This window comes from Pseudomonas sp. SWRI51 (assembly GCF_014268825.1).
Classification (GTDB): domain Bacteria; phylum Pseudomonadota; class Gammaproteobacteria; order Pseudomonadales; family Pseudomonadaceae; genus Aquipseudomonas; species Aquipseudomonas farsensis.
The window spans coordinates 1-17,231 of the sequence record NZ_JABWRG010000020.1 but is presented as its reverse complement, the minus strand read 5'-3'; the positions used below and the strand labels follow the sequence as shown (position 1 = coordinate 17,231).

The 17,231-nt window shown below is 57.6% G+C and carries 14 protein-coding genes and 4 tRNA genes; all 18 read right to left on the bottom strand.

Annotation, left to right across the window (positions count from 1 at the left end; genetic code table 11):
• Positions 1-23: 23 nt before the first annotated feature.
• The 18 genes from rpsG to birA all read right to left on the bottom strand — a co-directional run bounded on the left by rpsG (position 24) and on the right by birA (position 17,050).
• A complete protein-coding gene (rpsG, locus tag HU720_RS09210; protein ID WP_003246741.1) occupies positions 24-494 on the bottom strand; it encodes a 30S ribosomal protein S7 in 471 nt (156 codons plus the stop codon).
• A gap of 106 nt (positions 495-600) precedes the next feature.
• Positions 601-972: a 30S ribosomal protein S12 gene (gene rpsL, locus HU720_RS09205; protein ID WP_003255492.1), complete on the bottom strand. Its 372-nt coding sequence runs from the start codon at positions 970-972 to the stop codon at positions 601-603.
• Between the two features lie 209 nt (positions 973-1,181).
• Positions 1,182-5,381, bottom strand: coding sequence for a DNA-directed RNA polymerase subunit beta' (gene rpoC / locus HU720_RS09200; RefSeq protein WP_186519363.1), 4,200 nt, complete (start codon positions 5,379-5,381; stop codon positions 1,182-1,184).
• Between the two features lie 65 nt (positions 5,382-5,446).
• Complete coding sequence (gene rpoB, locus HU720_RS09195) at positions 5,447-9,520, bottom strand: DNA-directed RNA polymerase subunit beta (protein WP_186519361.1); 4,074 nt, start codon at positions 9,518-9,520, stop codon at positions 5,447-5,449.
• Positions 9,521-9,739: 219 nt separating this feature from the next.
• The gene (rplL, locus tag HU720_RS09190) at positions 9,740-10,105 is read right to left on the bottom strand and encodes a 50S ribosomal protein L7/L12 (protein WP_033703494.1); all 366 of its coding nucleotides are present in this window, start codon (positions 10,103-10,105) and stop codon (positions 9,740-9,742) included.
• 78 nt (positions 10,106-10,183) lie between these two features.
• Positions 10,184-10,684, bottom strand: coding sequence for a 50S ribosomal protein L10 (gene rplJ / locus HU720_RS09185; protein ID WP_186519359.1), 501 nt, complete (start codon positions 10,682-10,684; stop codon positions 10,184-10,186).
• A 199-nt stretch (positions 10,685-10,883) separates the two neighbouring features.
• Positions 10,884-11,579, bottom strand: a complete 696-nt coding sequence (rplA, locus tag HU720_RS09180) for a 50S ribosomal protein L1 (protein ID WP_186519357.1) — start codon at positions 11,577-11,579, stop codon at positions 10,884-10,886.
• Positions 11,579-12,010, bottom strand: coding sequence for a 50S ribosomal protein L11 (gene rplK / locus HU720_RS09175; protein WP_186519355.1), 432 nt, complete (start codon positions 12,008-12,010; stop codon positions 11,579-11,581). Before rplK ends, rplA begins: the two co-directional genes overlap by 1 nt.
• Before the next feature lie 119 nt (positions 12,011-12,129).
• Positions 12,130-12,663, bottom strand: a complete 534-nt coding sequence (gene nusG / locus HU720_RS09170) for a transcription termination/antitermination protein NusG (protein ID WP_186519353.1) — start codon at positions 12,661-12,663, stop codon at positions 12,130-12,132.
• 9 nt (positions 12,664-12,672) lie between these two features.
• Positions 12,673-13,041 carry a preprotein translocase subunit SecE gene (gene secE / locus HU720_RS09165; RefSeq protein ID WP_186519350.1) on the bottom strand — a complete coding sequence of 123 codons (369 nt, stop codon included), beginning with the start codon at positions 13,039-13,041 and terminating at the stop codon, positions 12,673-12,675.
• A 44-nt stretch (positions 13,042-13,085) separates the two neighbouring features.
• A tRNA-Trp gene (locus tag HU720_RS09160) sits at positions 13,086-13,161 on the bottom strand.
• Positions 13,162-13,215: 54 nt separating this feature from the next.
• A complete protein-coding gene (tuf, locus tag HU720_RS09155; RefSeq protein WP_186519348.1) occupies positions 13,216-14,409 on the bottom strand; it encodes an elongation factor Tu in 1,194 nt (397 codons plus the stop codon).
• 80 nt (positions 14,410-14,489) lie between these two features.
• Positions 14,490-14,565: transfer RNA gene (locus HU720_RS09150), tRNA-Thr, on the bottom strand.
• Between the two features lie 28 nt (positions 14,566-14,593).
• Positions 14,594-14,667 (bottom strand) — tRNA-Gly (locus HU720_RS09145).
• A 23-nt stretch (positions 14,668-14,690) separates the two neighbouring features.
• A tRNA-Tyr gene (locus HU720_RS09140) sits at positions 14,691-14,775 on the bottom strand.
• Between the two features lie 143 nt (positions 14,776-14,918).
• Entirely contained in the window at positions 14,919-15,344 is a 426-nt protein-coding gene (locus tag HU720_RS09135) for a hypothetical protein (protein WP_186519346.1), read from the bottom strand.
• Between the two features lie 7 nt (positions 15,345-15,351).
• Positions 15,352-16,101, bottom strand: coding sequence for a pantothenate kinase (locus HU720_RS09130; protein ID WP_186519344.1), 750 nt, complete (start codon positions 16,099-16,101; stop codon positions 15,352-15,354).
• Positions 16,091-17,050, bottom strand: coding sequence for a bifunctional biotin--[acetyl-CoA-carboxylase] ligase/biotin operon repressor BirA (gene birA, locus HU720_RS09125; protein WP_186519342.1), 960 nt, complete (start codon positions 17,048-17,050; stop codon positions 16,091-16,093). Before birA ends, HU720_RS09130 begins: the two co-directional genes overlap by 11 nt.
• Positions 17,051-17,231: the final 181 nt, after the last annotated feature.

The following is a 17,231-nucleotide window of genomic DNA, read 5'->3' as shown; positions in this document are numbered from 1 at the left end:
TCGCAAAATGATTGATGCTTGAATTAGAAGCGGTAGTGCGAGAACGCTTTGTTGGCTTCGGCCATACGGTGCACGTCTTCACGCTTCTTGACTGCAGCACCTTTGCCTTCAGCAGCATCCAGCAGCTCGCCAGCCAGGCGCAGGGCCATGGACTTCTCGCCACGCTTGCGGGCGTAGTCTACGAGCCAACGCATTGCCAGAGCATTACGACGGGAAGGACGAACTTCAACCGGAACCTGGTAAGTGGCACCGCCGACACGGCGGGACTTGACTTCGACCAGCGGAGCGATGGCGTCGAGAGCTTTCTCGAAGATTTCCAGGGGGTCGCTGTTCTTGCGTGCTTTGACGGTATCCAGGGCACCGTAAACGATGCGCTCGGCTACGGCCTTTTTGCCGCTTTCCATCACGTGGTTCATGAACTTGGCGAGGATCTGGGACCCGTACTTCGGATCGTCAAGAATCTCACGTTTTGCTGCTACACGACGTCTTGGCATGATAAGCCCTCAAACGGTCTTCAGGTTAGCCCGGGACGTGGGTCTTTGACCCCTGCCCGACCTTACTCTTATCGACTCAAAAAAATGGATATGTGCAAACGGCCGATTACTTCGGACGCTTGGTACCGTACTTCGAACGACCCTGGTTACGGCCTTTAACGCCCGAAGTATCCAGAGAGCCGCGAACGGTGTGGTAACGAACACCTGGCAAGTCTTTTACACGGCCGCCACGAATCAGGACGACGCTGTGCTCTTGCAGGTTGTGGCCTTCACCGCCGATGTACGAGGAAACCTCGAAACCGTTGGTCAGACGCACACGGCATACTTTACGCAGTGCCGAGTTAGGTTTTTTCGGCGTGGTGGTGTACACGCGGGTGCACACGCCACGACGTTGCGGGCAGTTCTGCAGCGCAGGAACGTCCGATTTCTCGACCGAACGCTTACGCGGCTGACGTACCAGCTGGTTGATAGTTGCCATCTACTAGCTCCACTGATTGCCTTGCGACTCTATTGTCTTGCAAGAAAGCCAAAAATTGACGAGACGGAGTCCCACCAAATTTAAGGGTACAAAAGTCTACGGAGGATCTTGCACCCAGTCAAGACGAAGCCCCGACCATCCTCACCCGATCATCGGCAACATTACTGTCACCGAAGGTCGGGCGAGGCTGGCCGGGGCCTTGCCCTTACTTAGTTACCGCTGGAGTTCAGCGCTTCGGTCAGTGCAGCTTCGACCTCACTGGCGCTCACACGCAGCGGCTTGTCGGCTTCACGGCGACGCTTGCGCTCGCTGTGGTAAGCCAGACCGGTACCTGCCGGGATCAGACGACCCACGACCACGTTCTCTTTCAGGCCGCGCAGGTAATCGCGCTTGCCGGTAACGGCCGCTTCGGTCAGTACGCGGGTGGTTTGCTGGAAGGAAGCCGCGGAGATGAACGATTCGGTCGACAGCGACGCCTTGGTGATACCGAGCAGTACACGAGTGAACTTCGAGATGAACTTGTCTTCACCCGCCAGGCGCTCGTTCTCGCCGAGTACGTGAGTCAGTTCCATCTGGTCGCCCTTGATGAAGCTGGAATCGCCGGACTCGCTGATCTCGACCTTACGCAGCATCTGACGCAGGATGGTCTCGATGTGCTTGTCGTTGATCTTCACGCCTTGCAGACGGTAAACGTCCTGGATCTCGTTGACGATGTATTTCGCCAGCGCGCTGACACCCAGCAGACGCAGGATATCGTGCGGATCGCTCGGGCCGTCGGAGATAACTTCGCCGCGGTTTACCTGTTCGCCTTCGAAGACGTTCAGGTGGCGCCACTTCGGAATCAGCTCTTCGTAAGGATCGCTGCCGTCGGTCGGAGTAATGACCAGGCGACGCTTGCCCTTGGTTTCTTTACCGAATGCGATAGTACCGCTGACTTCAGCCAGAATCGACGCTTCTTTCGGACGACGCGCTTCGAACAAGTCGGCAACGCGTGGCAGACCACCGGTGATGTCACGGGTCTTCGACGTTTCTTGCGGGATACGCGCAATTACGTCACCGACGCCGATCTGGGCACCGTCAGCCACACCGACGAGGGCGTTGGCAGGCAGGAAGTACTGAGCCGGTACGTCGGTACCAGGCAGGTACAGGTCCTTGCCGTTGGCATCGACCATCTTGATTGCCGGACGGATTTCCTTGCCAGCGGCAGGGCGATCCTTGACGTCCAGGACTTCAATGTTGGTCAGACCGGTCAGTTCGTCGGTCTGGCGCTTGATGGTGATGTTTTCTTCCATGCCCACGAAGGTCACGGTACCTTTCAGCTCGGTAACGATCGGGTGGGTGTGCGGGTCCCACTTGGCGACGATTGCGCCAGCTTCGACCTTGTCACCTTCCTTGACCGAAATCACCGCACCGTAAGGCAGCTTGTAGCGCTCACGCTCACGACCGAATTCATCGGCAATGGCCAGCTCGCCGGAACGCGATACAGCAACCAGGTTGCCATCGGCACGCTCGACCTGCTTCAGGTTGTGCAGACGAACCATACCGCCGTTCTTCACCTGGACGCTGTCGGCAGCCGAAGTACGGCTTGCAGCACCACCGATGTGGAACGTACGCATGGTCAGCTGGGTACCCGGCTCACCGATCGACTGTGCAGCGATTACGCCGACAGCTTCACCGATGTTCACCTGGTGACCACGAGCCAGATCACGGCCGTAGCACTTGGCGCAGATACCGAAGCGGGTTTCGCAGCTGATTGGCGAACGCACGATGACTTCGTCGATGCTGTTCAGCTCGATGAACTCGACCCACTGCTCGTCGACCAAGGTGCCGGCCGGAACGATGACGTCCTCGGTGCCTGGCTTGAATACGTCACGGGCAATTACACGGCCCAGTACGCGCTCACCCAACGGCTCGACGACGTCACCGCCTTCGATGTGTGGGGTCATGACCAGACCATGGTCGGTACCACAATCGATCTCGGTCACGACCAGATCCTGCGCCACGTCTACCAGACGACGGGTCAGGTAACCGGAGTTCGCAGTCTTCAAGGCGGTATCCGCCAGACCCTTACGAGCACCGTGAGTCGAGATGAAGTACTGCAGTACGCTCAGGCCTTCACGGAAGTTCGCGGTGATCGGCGTCTCGATGATCGAGCCGTCCGGCTTGGCCATCAGGCCACGCATACCGGCCAGCTGACGGATCTGAGCAGCGGAACCACGAGCACCGGAGTCAGCCATCATGTACATCGAGTTGAAGGACTCTTGCTCGACTTCGTTGCCTTCGCGGTCGATGACCTTCTCTTTCGAGAGGTTGGCCATCATCGCCTTGGACACTTCGTCGTTCGCCTTGGACCACAAGTCGATGACCTTGTTGTACTTCTCGCCCTGGGTTACCAGGCCGGAGGCGTACTGGCTCTCGATTTCCTTCACTTCATCGGTAGCGCTGTCGATGATGCGAGCTTTTTCGTCCGGGATGACGAAGTCGTTCACACCGATCGAAACGCCGGAAATGGTCGAATAGGCAAAGCCGGTGTACATCAGCTGGTCAGCGAAGATGACGGTCTCTTTCAGACCAACCACGCGGTAGCACTGGTTGATCAGCTTGGAGATCGCCTTTTTCTTCATAGGCTGGTTGACCACGTCATACGGCAGGCCTGCCGGTACTACCTGGAACAGCAGCGCACGGCCGACGGTGGTGTCGACGATACGGGTGTTCTTGGTCGAGCTGCCATCACGGTCGTTCACGGTCTCGTTGATACGGACCTTGATTTTCGCGTGCAGGGCAGCTTCGCCGGCGCGGAATACGCGGTCGACTTCCTGCAGGTCGGCGAATACGCGACCCTCGCCCTTGGCGTTGATGGCTTCACGGGTCATGTAGTACAGACCCAGTACAACGTCCTGCGACGGAACGATGATTGGCTCACCGTTGGCTGGCGACAGAATGTTGTTGGTCGACATCATCAGCGCGCGCGCTTCGAGCTGGGCTTCCAGCGTCAGCGGCACGTGAACGGCCATCTGGTCACCGTCGAAGTCGGCGTTGTACGCGGCACAGACCAGCGGGTGCAGCTGGATGGCCTTGCCTTCGATCAGAACCGGTTCAAACGCCTGGATACCCAGACGGTGAAGGGTCGGTGCACGGTTGAGCAGTACGGGGTGTTCGCGGATCACCTCGGCGAGCACATCCCAAACCTCTGGCAGCTCGCGCTCGACCATCTTCTTGGCAGCCTTGATGGTGGTCGCCAGACCACGCATTTCCAGTTTGCCGAAAATGAACGGCTTGAACAGCTCAAGGGCCATTTTCTTCGGCAGACCGCACTGGTGCAGACGCAGGGTCGGGCCTACGGTAATTACCGAACGACCGGAGTAGTCAACGCGCTTACCGAGCAAGTTCTGACGGAAACGACCTTGCTTACCTTTGATCATGTCGGCCAGCGACTTCAGCGGACGCTTGTTCGAGCCAGTGATGGCGCGACCGCGACGGCCGTTGTCGAGCAGGGCGTCGACCGCTTCCTGCAGCATGCGCTTTTCGTTGCGCACGATGATGTCCGGCGCCGACAGATCGAGCAGGCGCTTCAGACGGTTGTTACGGTTGATCACCCGACGGTAAAGGTCGTTCAGGTCGGAGGTCGCGAAGCGGCCGCCATCCAGCGGAACCAGCGGACGCAGATCCGGCGGCAGCACTGGCAGGACGGTCAGGACCATCCACTCAGGCAGGTTGCCCGAGCCCTGGAAAGCTTCCATCAGCTTCAGGCGCTTGGACAGCTTCTTGATCTTGGTTTCGGAGTTGGTCTGCGGAATCTCTTCGCGCAGGCGGCCAATCTCGTGCTCCAGGTCGATAGCGTGCAGCAGCTCGCGAACAGCCTCGGCACCCATACGGGCGTCGAAGTCGTCACCGAACTCTTCCAGCGCTTCGAAGTACTGCTCGTCGTTGAGCAGCTGACCCTTCTCGAGGGTGGTCATGCCCGGATCGATCACCACGTAGCTCTCGAAATAGAGCACGCGCTCGATGTCACGCAGGGTCATGTCCATCAGCAAGCCGATACGGGACGGCAGCGACTTCAGGAACCAGATGTGGGCAACCGGCGAGGCCAGTTCGATGTGCGCCATGCGCTCACGACGAACCTTGGCCAGGGCAACTTCGACGCCGCACTTCTCGCAGATTACACCGCGGTGCTTGAGGCGCTTGTACTTGCCGCACAGGCACTCGTAGTCCTTGACTGGGCCAAAGATCTTGGCGCAGAACAGGCCATCACGTTCAGGTTTGAACGTACGGTAGTTGATGGTTTCCGGCTTTTTGACTTCACCGAACGACCACGAACGGATCATTTCAGGCGACGCCAGACCGATACGGATGGCGTCGAACTCTTCGACTTGACCCTGGTTTTTCAGCAAATTCAGTAGGTCTTTCAAGGCCTTTCCTCCTGGCGGAGCAGGGAGCGGGCTGTTTCAGCCCCGCTCCCAATTCGCGTCACGTGTTATTCGGTTTCCAGATCGATATCGATACCGAGCGAACGGATCTCTTTGATCAACACGTTGAAGGACTCGGGCATGCCCGGCTCCATACGGTGATCGCCATCCACGATGTTCTTGTACATCTTGGTACGGCCGTTCACGTCGTCCGACTTCACTGTGAGCATTTCTTGCAGGGTGTATGCCGCGCCGTATGCTTCCAGCGCCCACACTTCCATCTCCCCGAAACGCTGACCACCGAACTGCGCCTTACCACCCAGCGGCTGCTGGGTAACCAGGCTGTAGGAACCAGTGGAACGCGCGTGCATCTTGTCGTCCACCAAGTGGTTCAGCTTGAGCATGTACATGTAACCAACGGTCACAGGACGCTCGAACTTGTTGCCGGTGCGGCCGTCGAACAGTTGCATCTGGCCGCTTTCTGGCAGGTCTGCCAGTTTCAGCATGGCCTTGATCTCACTTTCCTTGGCACCGTCGAAGACCGGCGTTGCCATTGGCACGCCCTTCTTCAGGTTGCTTGCCAGGGCCATGATCTCAGCGTCGGTGAACTCATCGAGGTTCTCCTGACGACCGCCGATCTCGTTGTAGATCTCGGTGAGGAAGCCACGGATTTCTGCGGCTTTGCGTTGTTCTTCGATCATGCGATCGATCTTCTCGCCCAGACCTTTGGCCGCGAGGCCCAGGTGGGTTTCAAGGATCTGACCGACGTTCATACGCGAAGGTACGCCCAGCGGGTTCAGTACGACGTCAACTGGAGTACCGTTAGCGTCGTGCGGCATGTCTTCAACCGGCATGATTACCGAGACAACACCTTTGTTACCGTGACGACCAGCCATCTTGTCACCCGGCTGGATGCGACGGCGGATGGCCAGGTAGACCTTGACGATCTTCAGTACGCCCGGTGCCAGGTCATCGCCCTGCTGCAGCTTGCGCTTCTTGTCTTCGAACTTGTCGTCCAGCAGACGACGACGGTCGACGATGTACTGTTGAGCCTTTTCCAGCTGCTCGTTCAGTGCATCTTCAGCCATGCGCAGTTTGAACCACTGGCCATGCTCCAGACCGTTCAGGACGTCGTCGGAGATCACGGTGCCTTTCTTCAGGCCCGCACCGCCATCGACAACCTGGCCGTTCAGAGCCGAACGCAGACGCTCGAAGGTAGCGCCTTCGACGATGCGGAACTCTTCGTTGAGGTCCTTGCGGATCTCGTCCAGCTGCATTTTCTCGATGGCCAGGGCGCGGCTGTCGCGCTCGACGCCGTCACGGGTGAAGACCTGTACGTCGATGACAGTACCCTTGGTACCGGTAGGTACGCGCAGGGAGGTGTCTTTGACGTCGCTGGCCTTCTCACCGAAGATCGCACGCAGCAGCTTTTCTTCCGGAGTCAGTTGGGTCTCGCCTTTCGGAGTGACCTTGCCGACCAGGATGTCGCCGGCGCCGACTTCGGCACCAACATAGACGATACCGGCTTCGTCCAGCTTGTTCAGCGCAGCTTCACCCACGTTCGGGATGTCTGCGGTGATTTCCTCTGGGCCAAGCTTGGTGTCACGCGCCACACAGGTGAGTTCCTGGATGTGGATCGTGGTGAAGCGGTCTTCCTGAACCACACGCTCGGACAGGCAGATGGAGTCTTCGAAGTTGAAGCCGTTCCATGCCATGAACGCGATGCGCATGTTCTGACCCAGAGCCAGCTCACCCATGTCGGTGGACGGGCCATCAGCCATGATGTCATGACGCTTGACCACGTCACCCTTGCTCACCAGCGGACGCTGGTTGATGCAGGTGTTCTGGTTAGAACGGGTGTACTTGGTCAGGTTGTAGATGTCGACACCGGCTTCACCGGTTTCAACTTCATCGTCAGCAACGCGAACAACGATACGGCTGGCGTCAACCGAATCGATCACACCACCACGACGCGCAACCACGCAGACACCGGAGTCACGGGCGACGTTGCGCTCCATGCCGGTACCTACCAGCGGCTTGTCGGCGCGCAGGGTCGGTACAGCCTGACGCTGCATGTTCGAACCCATCAACGCACGGTTGGCGTCGTCGTGTTCGAGGAACGGAATCAGCGACGCGGCGACCGAAACAACCTGCTTCGGCGAAACGTCCATCAGGGTGACGTCTTCCGGCGCCTTGACGGTGAATTCGTTCAGGTGACGGACCGCTACCAGCTCGTCGATCAGCTGCTTTTTCTCGTTCATCGCGGCGGAGGCCTGGGCGATGACGTGATCGGCTTCTTCGATCGCGGACAGGAACACGATGTCGTCGCTGACCACACCCTCTTTCACCACGCGGTACGGGCTTTCGAGGAAGCCGTACTGGTTGGTGCGGGCGTAGGCCGCCAGGGAGTTGATCAGACCGATGTTCGGGCCTTCCGGCGTTTCGATCGGGCACACACGGCCGTAGTGGGTCGGGTGTACGTCACGCACTTCGAAGCCTGCGCGCTCACGGGTCAGACCGCCCGGGCCAAGAGCCGAAACACGGCGCTTGTGGGTAATCTCGGAGAGCGGGTTGTTCTGGTCCATGAACTGCGAGAGCTGGCTGGAACCGAAGAACTCTTTCACCGCCGCCGCAACCGGCTTGGCGTTGATCAGGTCCTGAGGCATCAGGCCTTCGCTTTCGGCCATCGACAGACGCTCTTTGACCGCGCGCTCTACACGCACCAGGCCAACGCGGAACTGGTTCTCGGCCATTTCGCCGACACAACGCACGCGACGGTTACCCAGGTGGTCGATGTCGTCGACGATGCCTTTGCCGTTACGGATGTCGACCAGGGTCTTGAGGACCTCGACGATATCTTCCTTGCTCAGCACGCCCGAACCTTCGATCTCGGTACGACCGATACGACGGTTGAACTTCATGCGGCCAACGGCCGACAGGTCGTAACGCTCGGCGCTGAAGAACAGGTTGTTGAACAGGGTCTCGGCAGCATCCTTGGTTGGCGGCTCGCCAGGACGCATCATGCGGTAGATCTCGACCAGCGCTTCCAGTTGGTTGCTGGTGGTGTCGATCTTCAGCGTGTCGGAGATGAACGGACCGCAGTCGATGTCGTTGGTGTACAGGGTCTCGATGCGAACGACCTGAGCCTTGGCGATCTTGACCAGCAGATCGGTCGTCAGCTCGGTATTGCACTCAGCGAGAATCTCACCGGTGGCCGGATGCACGATGGCCTTGGCGGTGGTACGGCCCAGCACGTACTCCATCGGTACTTCGAGCTCTTTCACACCAGATTTTTCAAGCTGGTTGATGTGGCGCGCGGTAATACGGCGGCCTTGCTCGACGATGACTTTGCCGGTTTCGTCATGGATATCCATGACGGCAACTTCACCACGCAGACGCTGTGGTACCAGTTCCAGGCTCAGTTTTTCGCCGGAAACGTGGAACACGTTGGTGGTGTAGAAGGTATTCAGAACTTCTTCGGTGCTGTAGCCCAGCGCGCGCAGCAGTACCGAGGCCGGCAGTTTGCGGCGACGGTCGATACGCACGAACACGCAGTCTTTCGGGTCGAACTCGAAGTCCAGCCACGAACCGCGGTAAGGGATGATACGCGCGGAGTACAGCAGCTTGCCGGAGCTGTGCGTCTTGCCACGGTCGTGGTCGAAGAACACACCAGGCGAACGGTGCAGCTGGGATACGATCACACGCTCGGTACCGTTGATAACGAAGGTACCGTTTTCAGTCATCAGGGGGATTTCACCCATGTAGACTTCTTGCTCTTTGATGTCCTTGATCGCTTTGTTCGACGATTCCTTGTCGAAGATGATCAGGCGCACCTTCACACGCAGTGGGACCGCAAAGGTCACACCACGCAGGACACATTCCTTCACATCGAACGCCGGATCGCCCAGGCGATAGCCGACGTACTCCAGGGCAGCATTGCCGGAGTAGCTGATGATCGGGAATACCGATTTGAAGGCCGCATGCAGACCGACGTCGCGGAACTGGTCCTTGGACGCTCCCGCCTGCAGGAATTCGCGATACGAATCCAGCTGGATGGCCAGGAGGTAAGGCACATCCATGACGTCCGGCAACTTGCTAAAGTCCTTGCGGATACGTTTTTTCTCAGTGTATGAGTAAGCCATCAGCATTCCCCAGCTTGGTCACCTGCTTGTTTGGCATCTCCCGGCGGGAGCAGCCAGAAAATCGTGCAAACCCCTTGGTTTGCGCCACCGTCTTGGTGGTTGCCGCTACGTTATCGGGGCCGACCTGATCGGCCACCAATAACGGAAAAAGGCCGGTGGCATAAGCCACCAGCCATCAGCCCTACGCTTGACGCTCAGGCTGGAGTCGCACAGTCGAAATTACTTCAGCTCGACTTTGGCGCCTGCTTCTTCCAGCTTCTTCTTAGCGTCTTCAGCGGCTTCTTTCGAAACGCCTTCAGCTACAACCTGAGGAGCGCCATCGACTTTCTCTTTGGCTTCTTTCAGGCCCAGACCGGTCAGCTCGCGAACGGCTTTAATGACGTTCACTTTCTTCTCGCCGGCTTCCAGCAGAACAACGTTGAACTCGGTCTGCTCTTCAACAACGGCAGCAGCAGCAGCTGGGCCAGCAGCGGCAACAGCAGCGGTAACGCCGAAGGTTTCTTCCATTGCTTTGATCAGCTCAACAACTTCCAGAACGGTTTTCTGGCCGATTGCTTCGATGATTTGCTCGTTAGTCAGGGACATGACTTAAATCCTGTATTGGGGTGACAGCCTACGCAGCCATCAAATTAAACAATTGATTTTGAAAGAGGTTACGCAGCCTTAGGCAGCAGCAGCTTCTTTCTGGTCGCGAACGGCCGCCAGAGTACGAGCCAGCTTGCTGGTAGCGCCTTGAATGACGCTCATCAGACGTGCGATAGCTTCGTCACGGGTCGGCAAGGTAGCCAGTACATCGATCTGGTTGGCGGCAATGAAATTGCCGTCAAACGCAGCTGCCTTGATCTCGAACTTGTCCTGACCCTTGGCGAACTCTTTGAACAGACGAGCAGCAGCGCCCGGGTGTTCGTTGGAGAAAGCGATCAGGGTCGGGCCAGTGAAGACGTCGTTGAGGACACTGAATTCAGTGTCAGCAACAGCACGCTTGAGCAGGGTGTTACGTACGACACGTACGTAAACGCCAGCTTCACGAGCCTCTTTACGGAGTCCGGTCATTGCGCCTACAGTCACACCACGGGCATCAGCCACGACAGCGGACAGAGCGACTTTGGCAGCCTCGTTGACTTCAGCGACGATGGCCTTCTTGTCTTCGAGTCTAATTGCCACGGGTAAAACTCCTGCTTGTTACCGTTTCATCTGGCCGAAGCCGGATGTCGTTTTGGTGTCTGATTCGGTAAGGAACCGGGAGCACCATCTGCGTAGGCTGATGGTTTAAGGCTTGCGCCGCCTACGGTCTTGGATAGCCCCCGCCAGGCAGGGACCCCAATTTTTGCTGCCGGCGGGCATTATACCCGCCGACAAGGTGTTACACGTCCAGCGAGCTCTGATCGATGATCAGACCTGGGCCCATAGTGGTGCTCAGGGTAACGCGCTTGACGTAGATACCTTTCGAGGAAGCTGGCTTGATACGCTTCAGATCAGCGATCAGGGCTTCAACGTTTTCCTTCAGCTTGCCGGCTTCGAAGCCGATTTTGCCAACGGAGGTGTGGATGATACCGTTCTTGTCGGTACGGTAGCGAACCTGACCAGCCTTGGCGTTTTTCACGGCAGTGGCTACGTCTGGCGAAACAGTACCAACCTTCGGGTTAGGCATCAGGCCGCGAGGACCCAGAACCTGACCCAGCTGACCGACAACGCGCATTGCATCAGGCGATGCGATAACAACGTCGTAGTTCAGGTCGCCGGCTTTCATTTCGGCAGCCAGATCGTCCATACCTACGCGGTCAGCGCCGGCAGCCAGAGCGGCCTCAGCAGCTGGACCCTGGGTGAAGACAGCAACGCGTACGGTCTTGCCAGTGCCGTGTGGCAGCACAGTAGCGCTACGAACGACCTGGTCGGATTTACGCGGGTCAACACCGAGGTTAACGGCGATGTCGAACGACTCGACGAATTTGGCAGCCGGCAGCGAAGCCAGCAGAACTGCTGCTTCTTCGAAGCTGTAGGCCTTGCCTGCTTCGATTTTCTCGGCGATTGCCTTTTGACGCTTGGTCAGCTTAGCCATTACACACCCTCCACGTTCAGACCCATGCTGCGGGCAGAGCCAGCGATGGTGCGTACAGCAGCGTCCAGGTCAGCAGCAGTCAGATCAGCCTGTTTGGTCTTGGCGATATCTTCGAGCTGGGCACGGGTCACAGTACCGACCTTGACGGTGTTCGGGCGAGCCGAACCGCTGGTCAGGCCAGCAGCTTTCTTCAGCAGAACCGAGGCAGGAGTGCTCTTGGTCTCGAAGGTGAAGCTACGGTCACTGTAGACAGTGATGATCACTGGAGTCGGCAGACCGGCTTCTTGACCCTGAGTACGGGCGTTGAAGGCCTTGCAGAACTCCATGATGTTCACGCCGTGTTGGCCCAGTGCTGGACCTACGGGTGGGCTTGGGTTGGCCTGGCCGGCCTTTACTTGCAGCTTGATGTAAGCCTGAATCTTCTTAGCCATGAGCTACTCCAAAATCGGGTACGAACGCCTGATGGCTCCCCGGATGACTTGCGTTTTATCCCAGTGACGACAAAACCCCGCAGCACATAGGGCTGCGGGGTGTGGGATGCTTCGTTCCGCTAGACCTTCTCGACCTGGCTGAACTCGAGCTCCACCGGGGTAGAGCGACCGAAAATGAGCACTGCAACCTGCAGCCTGCTCTTCTCGTAGTTAACTTCTTCGACGTTACCGTTAAAGTCTGCAAAGGGACCGTCAATAACACGGACCACTTCACCCGGCTCGAACAACGTCTTCGGCTTCGGCTTGTCGCTGCCATCGGCAACGCGACGCAGGATAGCCTCAGCTTCTTTATCAGTGATCGGCGCAGGCTTGTCTGCGGTACCACCAATGAAACCCATGACACGAGGAGTATCCTTGACAAGGTGCCAAGTCCCTTCGTTCATATCCATCTGAACCAGCACATAGCCCGGGAAGAACTTGCGCTCGCTCTTGCGCTTCTGGCCATTGCGCATTTCGACGACTTCCTCGGTAGGAACCAGGATCTCGCCGAACTCGTCTTCCATGCCAGCCAGCTTGACTCGCTCCACCAGGGAGCGCATCACATGCTTCTCGTAACCCGAGTAAGCATGCACTACGTACCAACGCTTAGCCACGGGACACCCTTAGCCAACAATCAAGGAGACCGCCCAACCGAGCAGGGAATCAAGACCCCACAACAGCAGTGCCATTACCAAAACGACAGCCACAACAATCAGCGTGGTCTGCATGGTTTCTTGGCGGGTCGGCCACACGACTTTACGGATCTCGGTACGAGCTTCCTTCGCCAGCGTGAAGAACGACTTACCCTTCGCAGTCTGCAGAGCAACGAAGCCAGCGACAGCAGCCAGGGCGAGAAGTGCAAGGACGCGGTACAGGATCGGAGAAGCGGAGTAATACTGATTACCCACGACGCCAACAACCACCAAAGCCACTACAGCCAGCCACTTGAACAGATCGAAACGAGTTTCTTGGGCTTCAGTTTTGGGGGTCATCGAGGAGGATCCTGTAAGAAGAAAGCCAATCACACCAAGGTGAATGGCAGGTCAGGAGGGAATCGAACCCCCAACCTACGGTTTTGGAGACCGTCGCTCTGCCAATTGAGCTACTGACCTGTAACGCTGTATCAGGCCGGCCATTATACCGGCCTGATTAATTAAATCAACTACTTATTCGATAATTTTTGCAACGACGCCGGCGCCGACGGTACGACCGCCTTCACGGATGGCGAAGCGCAGACCGTCTTCCATTGCGATGGTCTTGATCAGGGTGACTTCCATCTGGATGTTGTCACCTGGCATTACCATCTCAACGCCTTCTGGCAGCTGGCAGTTACCGGTTACGTCAGTAGTACGGAAGTAGAACTGAGGACGGTAGCCTTTGAAGAACGGAGTGTGACGACCGCCTTCTTCCTTCGACAGAACGTAGACTTCTGCGGTGAACTTGGTGTGCGGCTTGACCGAACCTGGCTTGACCAGAACCTGGCCACGCTCAACGTCGTCACGCTTGGTACCACGCAGCAGAACGCCGCAGTTCTCGCCAGCACGACCTTCGTCCAGCAGCTTGCGGAACATCTCAACACCGGTGCAGGTGGTGGTGGTGGTGTCACGCAGACCAACGATTTCCAGCGGATCTTGAACGCGGACGATACCACGCTCGATACGACCGGTAACAACGGTACCACGACCCGAGATCGAGAATACGTCTTCGATTGGCATCAGGAACGGCTTGTCGATAGCACGCTCTGGCTCTGGGATGTAGCTGTCCAGAGTTTCGACCAGCTTCTTGACGGCAGTGGTGCCCATCTCGTTGTCGTCTTTGCCTTCCAGCGCCATACGAGCCGAACCGATGATGATCGGGGTATCGTCGCCTGGGAAGTCGTAGGTGGACAGCAGGTCGCGAACTTCCATCTCGACCAGTTCCAGCAGCTCAGCGTCGTCTACCAGGTCAGCCTTGTTCAGGAAGACCACGATGTACGGAACGCCAACCTGACGGGACAGCAGGATGTGCTCACGGGTTTGTGGCATCGGGCCATCAGCGGCCGAGCAAACCAGGATCGCGCCGTCCATCTGGGCAGCACCGGTGATCATGTTCTTCACGTAGTCAGCGTGACCTGGGCAGTCAACGTGAGCGTAGTGACGAATCTTCGAGTTGTACTCGACGTGCGCGGTGTTGATGGTGATGCCGCGTGCTTTTTCTTCTGGAGCCGAGTCGATCTTGTCGAAGTCAACAACAGCCGAACCGAAAACTTCGGAGCAGACACGAGTCAGCGCTGCAGTCAGAGTAGTTTTACCGTGGTCAACGTGGCCGATAGTGCCAACGTTAACGTGCGGTAGGGAACGATCAAACTTTTCCTTAGCCATCGATACAGCCCTCTGCAGAAGAAATAGTCAAACTGCTGATAAAACAAAGGCAGATATTTTCATATCTGCCTTGTTTTGTATGGAGCTCTTGAGCGGACTTGAACCGCTGACCTCACCCTTACCAAGGGTGTGCTCTACCAACTGAGCTACAAGAGCGAAACACATTGTGCAACAACAGCAAACTTGGAGCGGGTAGCGGGAATCGAACCCGCATCATCAGCTTGGAAGGCTGAGGTTCTACCACTAAACTATACCCGCGGAGCTTGCGGCTCTCGCTGAAATGGTGGAGGGGGAAGGATTCGAACCTTCGAAGTCGAAGACGACGGATTTACAGTCCGTTCCCTTTGGCCGCTCGGGAACCCCTCCTAAGCGTGGGCGGCATTTTCAACTCTTGCCGTCCTGCTGTCAAGCTTTTTTTCAATTAAATCTTGAAGTTAGCTAATTTGACAGCGGCTTCCGGTTAACCACCTAAGTGGTGTTCCCTGTGAAGCGGGCGCCATTCTATCAATCTATTCACCAGTTGCAATACCCTCGCAGAAAATAATTTTCTGTTTTAAGTCTTTGAAATCCTTGGAAAGACTTGCGAGCACCTCTTGGTCCAGCAAACGCTCGCTTTCAGGGGCCACCTTTAGCCAGAAACCCTCCGCGCCGGGCAGCTGGCCCGCCAGTGGCAATGCACCGATATCCAGGCTCAGCAACCGCTGGCGCAACGCTTCGAGCTGATCACGCGCAGCAAGCCCCCCCACTACCAGGCATTCATCCCGGCGCCGGGCCGGTGCCGCGGCACCGGTTTCACGTAACAAGCGAATTTCCTGCTGGCTGCCTTTATAAAGAGACAGCGGCGCAACCTCTTTGGCCTTGAGCGGCGCCTCCTGCTGATGCCACACATAATAGAAAGCGTTCAGTACCAGAAGCAGCAGAAACAACCAGCGCATAGACACCTCAGTTCAATGGGCAGGCCATGGCCAAGCCAACGAATACCAGGTCGGGCACGATCCTCGCCTGGGGCGCAGCATCGCGCACCAAAGGCGCATCGCCGCCAGTCAGGAAAACGGTGAAGTCATCACCCCATAGCGCCCTCGCCTGCTCGATCTGGATACGCGCAAACCCCTGAAGCATCAGCACGCAGCCACGCTCGACCGCCTCCACAGTGGAGCGCCCAGGCGCAAGGCTGCCAAGCGCCCGCTCGGCGGATGCGTCGTCATAACGTATGCGCCGCGTATGGGTACGCAGTTGGCTACGCATCAGCGGCATGCCCGGGCAGATGTATCCACCCAAATGCTCGCCATCAGTTGCAACGAAGTCGGCCTTGCCCGCGGTGCCCAGATCAATCACCAGGCACGCGCCTTTAGCCAGGTGGTACGCACCCAAGGCGGCAAGCCAGCGGTCCATGCCGAGGCGAAGATGATCTTCATAGCCATTTATGACGCCGGCCATCGCCTTTGCCGGTTGTGCAACGTGTACCTGGATGGCGAAGGCATCACCTAGCAGCCGACACAAGGCTTCGGTTTCATCCTCGCTACGCACACTGACCATTCGCGCACCGGTAAGCCGCAAACCGTGCACAGCAGCAATTTCGGCAAGCAGCGCTTGATCGGAATCAACAATACCGCCACCGGCAATCACGGCATCTACCGCGTGAATGACACGCCACTTGATAAAGCTGTTTCCACAATCGAGCTCAAGAATCATCACGCAACCTCAGGCTGAGCTCACCACCGCTGTAGCTCTTTTCAACACCATCTACCTCAAGGCGCAAAGCACCTTGACCATCCACACCGCGCGCCACACCGTCTATGCGGGTGGAGCCGGCGACCAGAGAAACAGGTCGGCCCTGCCAGAGGTGCGCCTGCTCCCACTCTTCCTGGAATGCAGCGAAACCGTAACGAGCATGACGGGCCAGCTCGTGCTGCAGTTGCTGATTCAGCACCGCTACCAGATGGTTGCGATCAATGGGCTGGCCCGTCTCGCTGCGCATGGAAGCCCACAACTGATCAATGTCATCGTTCACCTGCATGTTCACATTGATACCAATACCCAGCACCACGTGACAAACATCAGCAGGGTCACCCACCAGCTCCAGCAAAATCCCGGTGATTTTCTTACCATTGACCAGCACATCGTTGGGCCACTTGAGGCCGACACCGGACAGCCCGAACGCCTGAAGTGTACGCATCACCGCGAGCCCGACTATCAGGCTGAGCCCCTCGAGCTGACGCATGCCGCCTTCGACACGCAGCACCAGGCTGTAATAGAGGTTTTCGGCAAACGGACTCACCCATTGTCGACCACGCCGGCCACGGCCAGCAGTCTGGCGCTCGGCTAGCACGACGAAAGGCGCCGCCTGGCCAGCAGCTGCCAGGCGCAGGCCTTCGGCATTGGTCGAATCCAAGGATTGCTGAATGAATGTCGGCCATTGTACGCCCAACTCAAAACCAGCAATTGCCTCTGCATCGAGCAGGTTAAGTGGCACCGCCAATTGATAGCCGCGGCCGCGCACTTTGTGAATGGTCAGGTTCAGCTCACTCTCAAGGTGCTGCAGCTGCTTCCAGACGGCGCTGCGACTCACCCCGAGCGTAGCCCCCAGGGCTTCACCGGAATGGAACCGGCCATCCTTGAGGAGGTTCAACAACTTCAGCATGCCAGTCTCGACTTGGAATAAGGCTGGCATGATAGCCACGGCCTTCGGCCTTGCATAGGAAAAGGGCCCTGCGGCGACAAGCGTTGCAGCGCTTTAATCGCCAGAAAGACAAAACCCCTACCTGCATGCGCAGATAGGGGTTTTGCGAAATGAATCTTGACGATGACCTACTCTCACATGG

What these genes read in the sequence shown, in the direction of transcription:
- rpsG (WP_003246741.1), bottom strand. Translation starts at nt 494, where the DNA reads ATGCCAAGACGTCGTGTAGCAGCAAAACGTGAGATTCTTGACGATCCG.
- rpsL (WP_003255492.1), bottom strand. Translation starts at nt 972, where the DNA reads ATGGCAACTATCAACCAGCTGGTACGTCAGCCGCGTAAGCGTTCGGTC.
- rpoB (WP_186519361.1), bottom strand. Translation starts at nt 9,520, where the DNA reads ATGGCTTACTCATACACTGAGAAAAAACGTATCCGCAAGGACTTTAGC.
- rplL (WP_033703494.1), bottom strand. Translation starts at nt 10,105, where the DNA reads ATGTCCCTGACTAACGAGCAAATCATCGAAGCAATCGGCCAGAAAACC.
- rplA (WP_186519357.1), bottom strand. Translation starts at nt 11,579, where the DNA reads ATGGCTAAGCTGACCAAGCGTCAAAAGGCAATCGCCGAGAAAATCGAA.
- rplK (WP_186519355.1), bottom strand. Translation starts at nt 12,010, where the DNA reads ATGGCTAAGAAGATTCAGGCTTACATCAAGCTGCAAGTAAAGGCCGGC.
- secE (WP_186519350.1), bottom strand. Translation starts at nt 13,041, where the DNA reads ATGACCCCCAAAACTGAAGCCCAAGAAACTCGTTTCGATCTGTTCAAG.
- tuf (WP_186519348.1), bottom strand. Translation starts at nt 14,409, where the DNA reads ATGGCTAAGGAAAAGTTTGATCGTTCCCTACCGCACGTTAACGTTGGC.
- HU720_RS09135 (WP_186519346.1), bottom strand. Translation starts at nt 15,344, where the DNA reads ATGCGCTGGTTGTTTCTGCTGCTTCTGGTACTGAACGCTTTCTATTAT.
- HU720_RS09130 (WP_186519344.1), bottom strand. Translation starts at nt 16,101, where the DNA reads ATGATTCTTGAGCTCGATTGTGGAAACAGCTTTATCAAGTGGCGTGTC.
- birA (WP_186519342.1), bottom strand. Translation starts at nt 17,050, where the DNA reads ATGCTGAAGTTGTTGAACCTCCTCAAGGATGGCCGGTTCCATTCCGGT.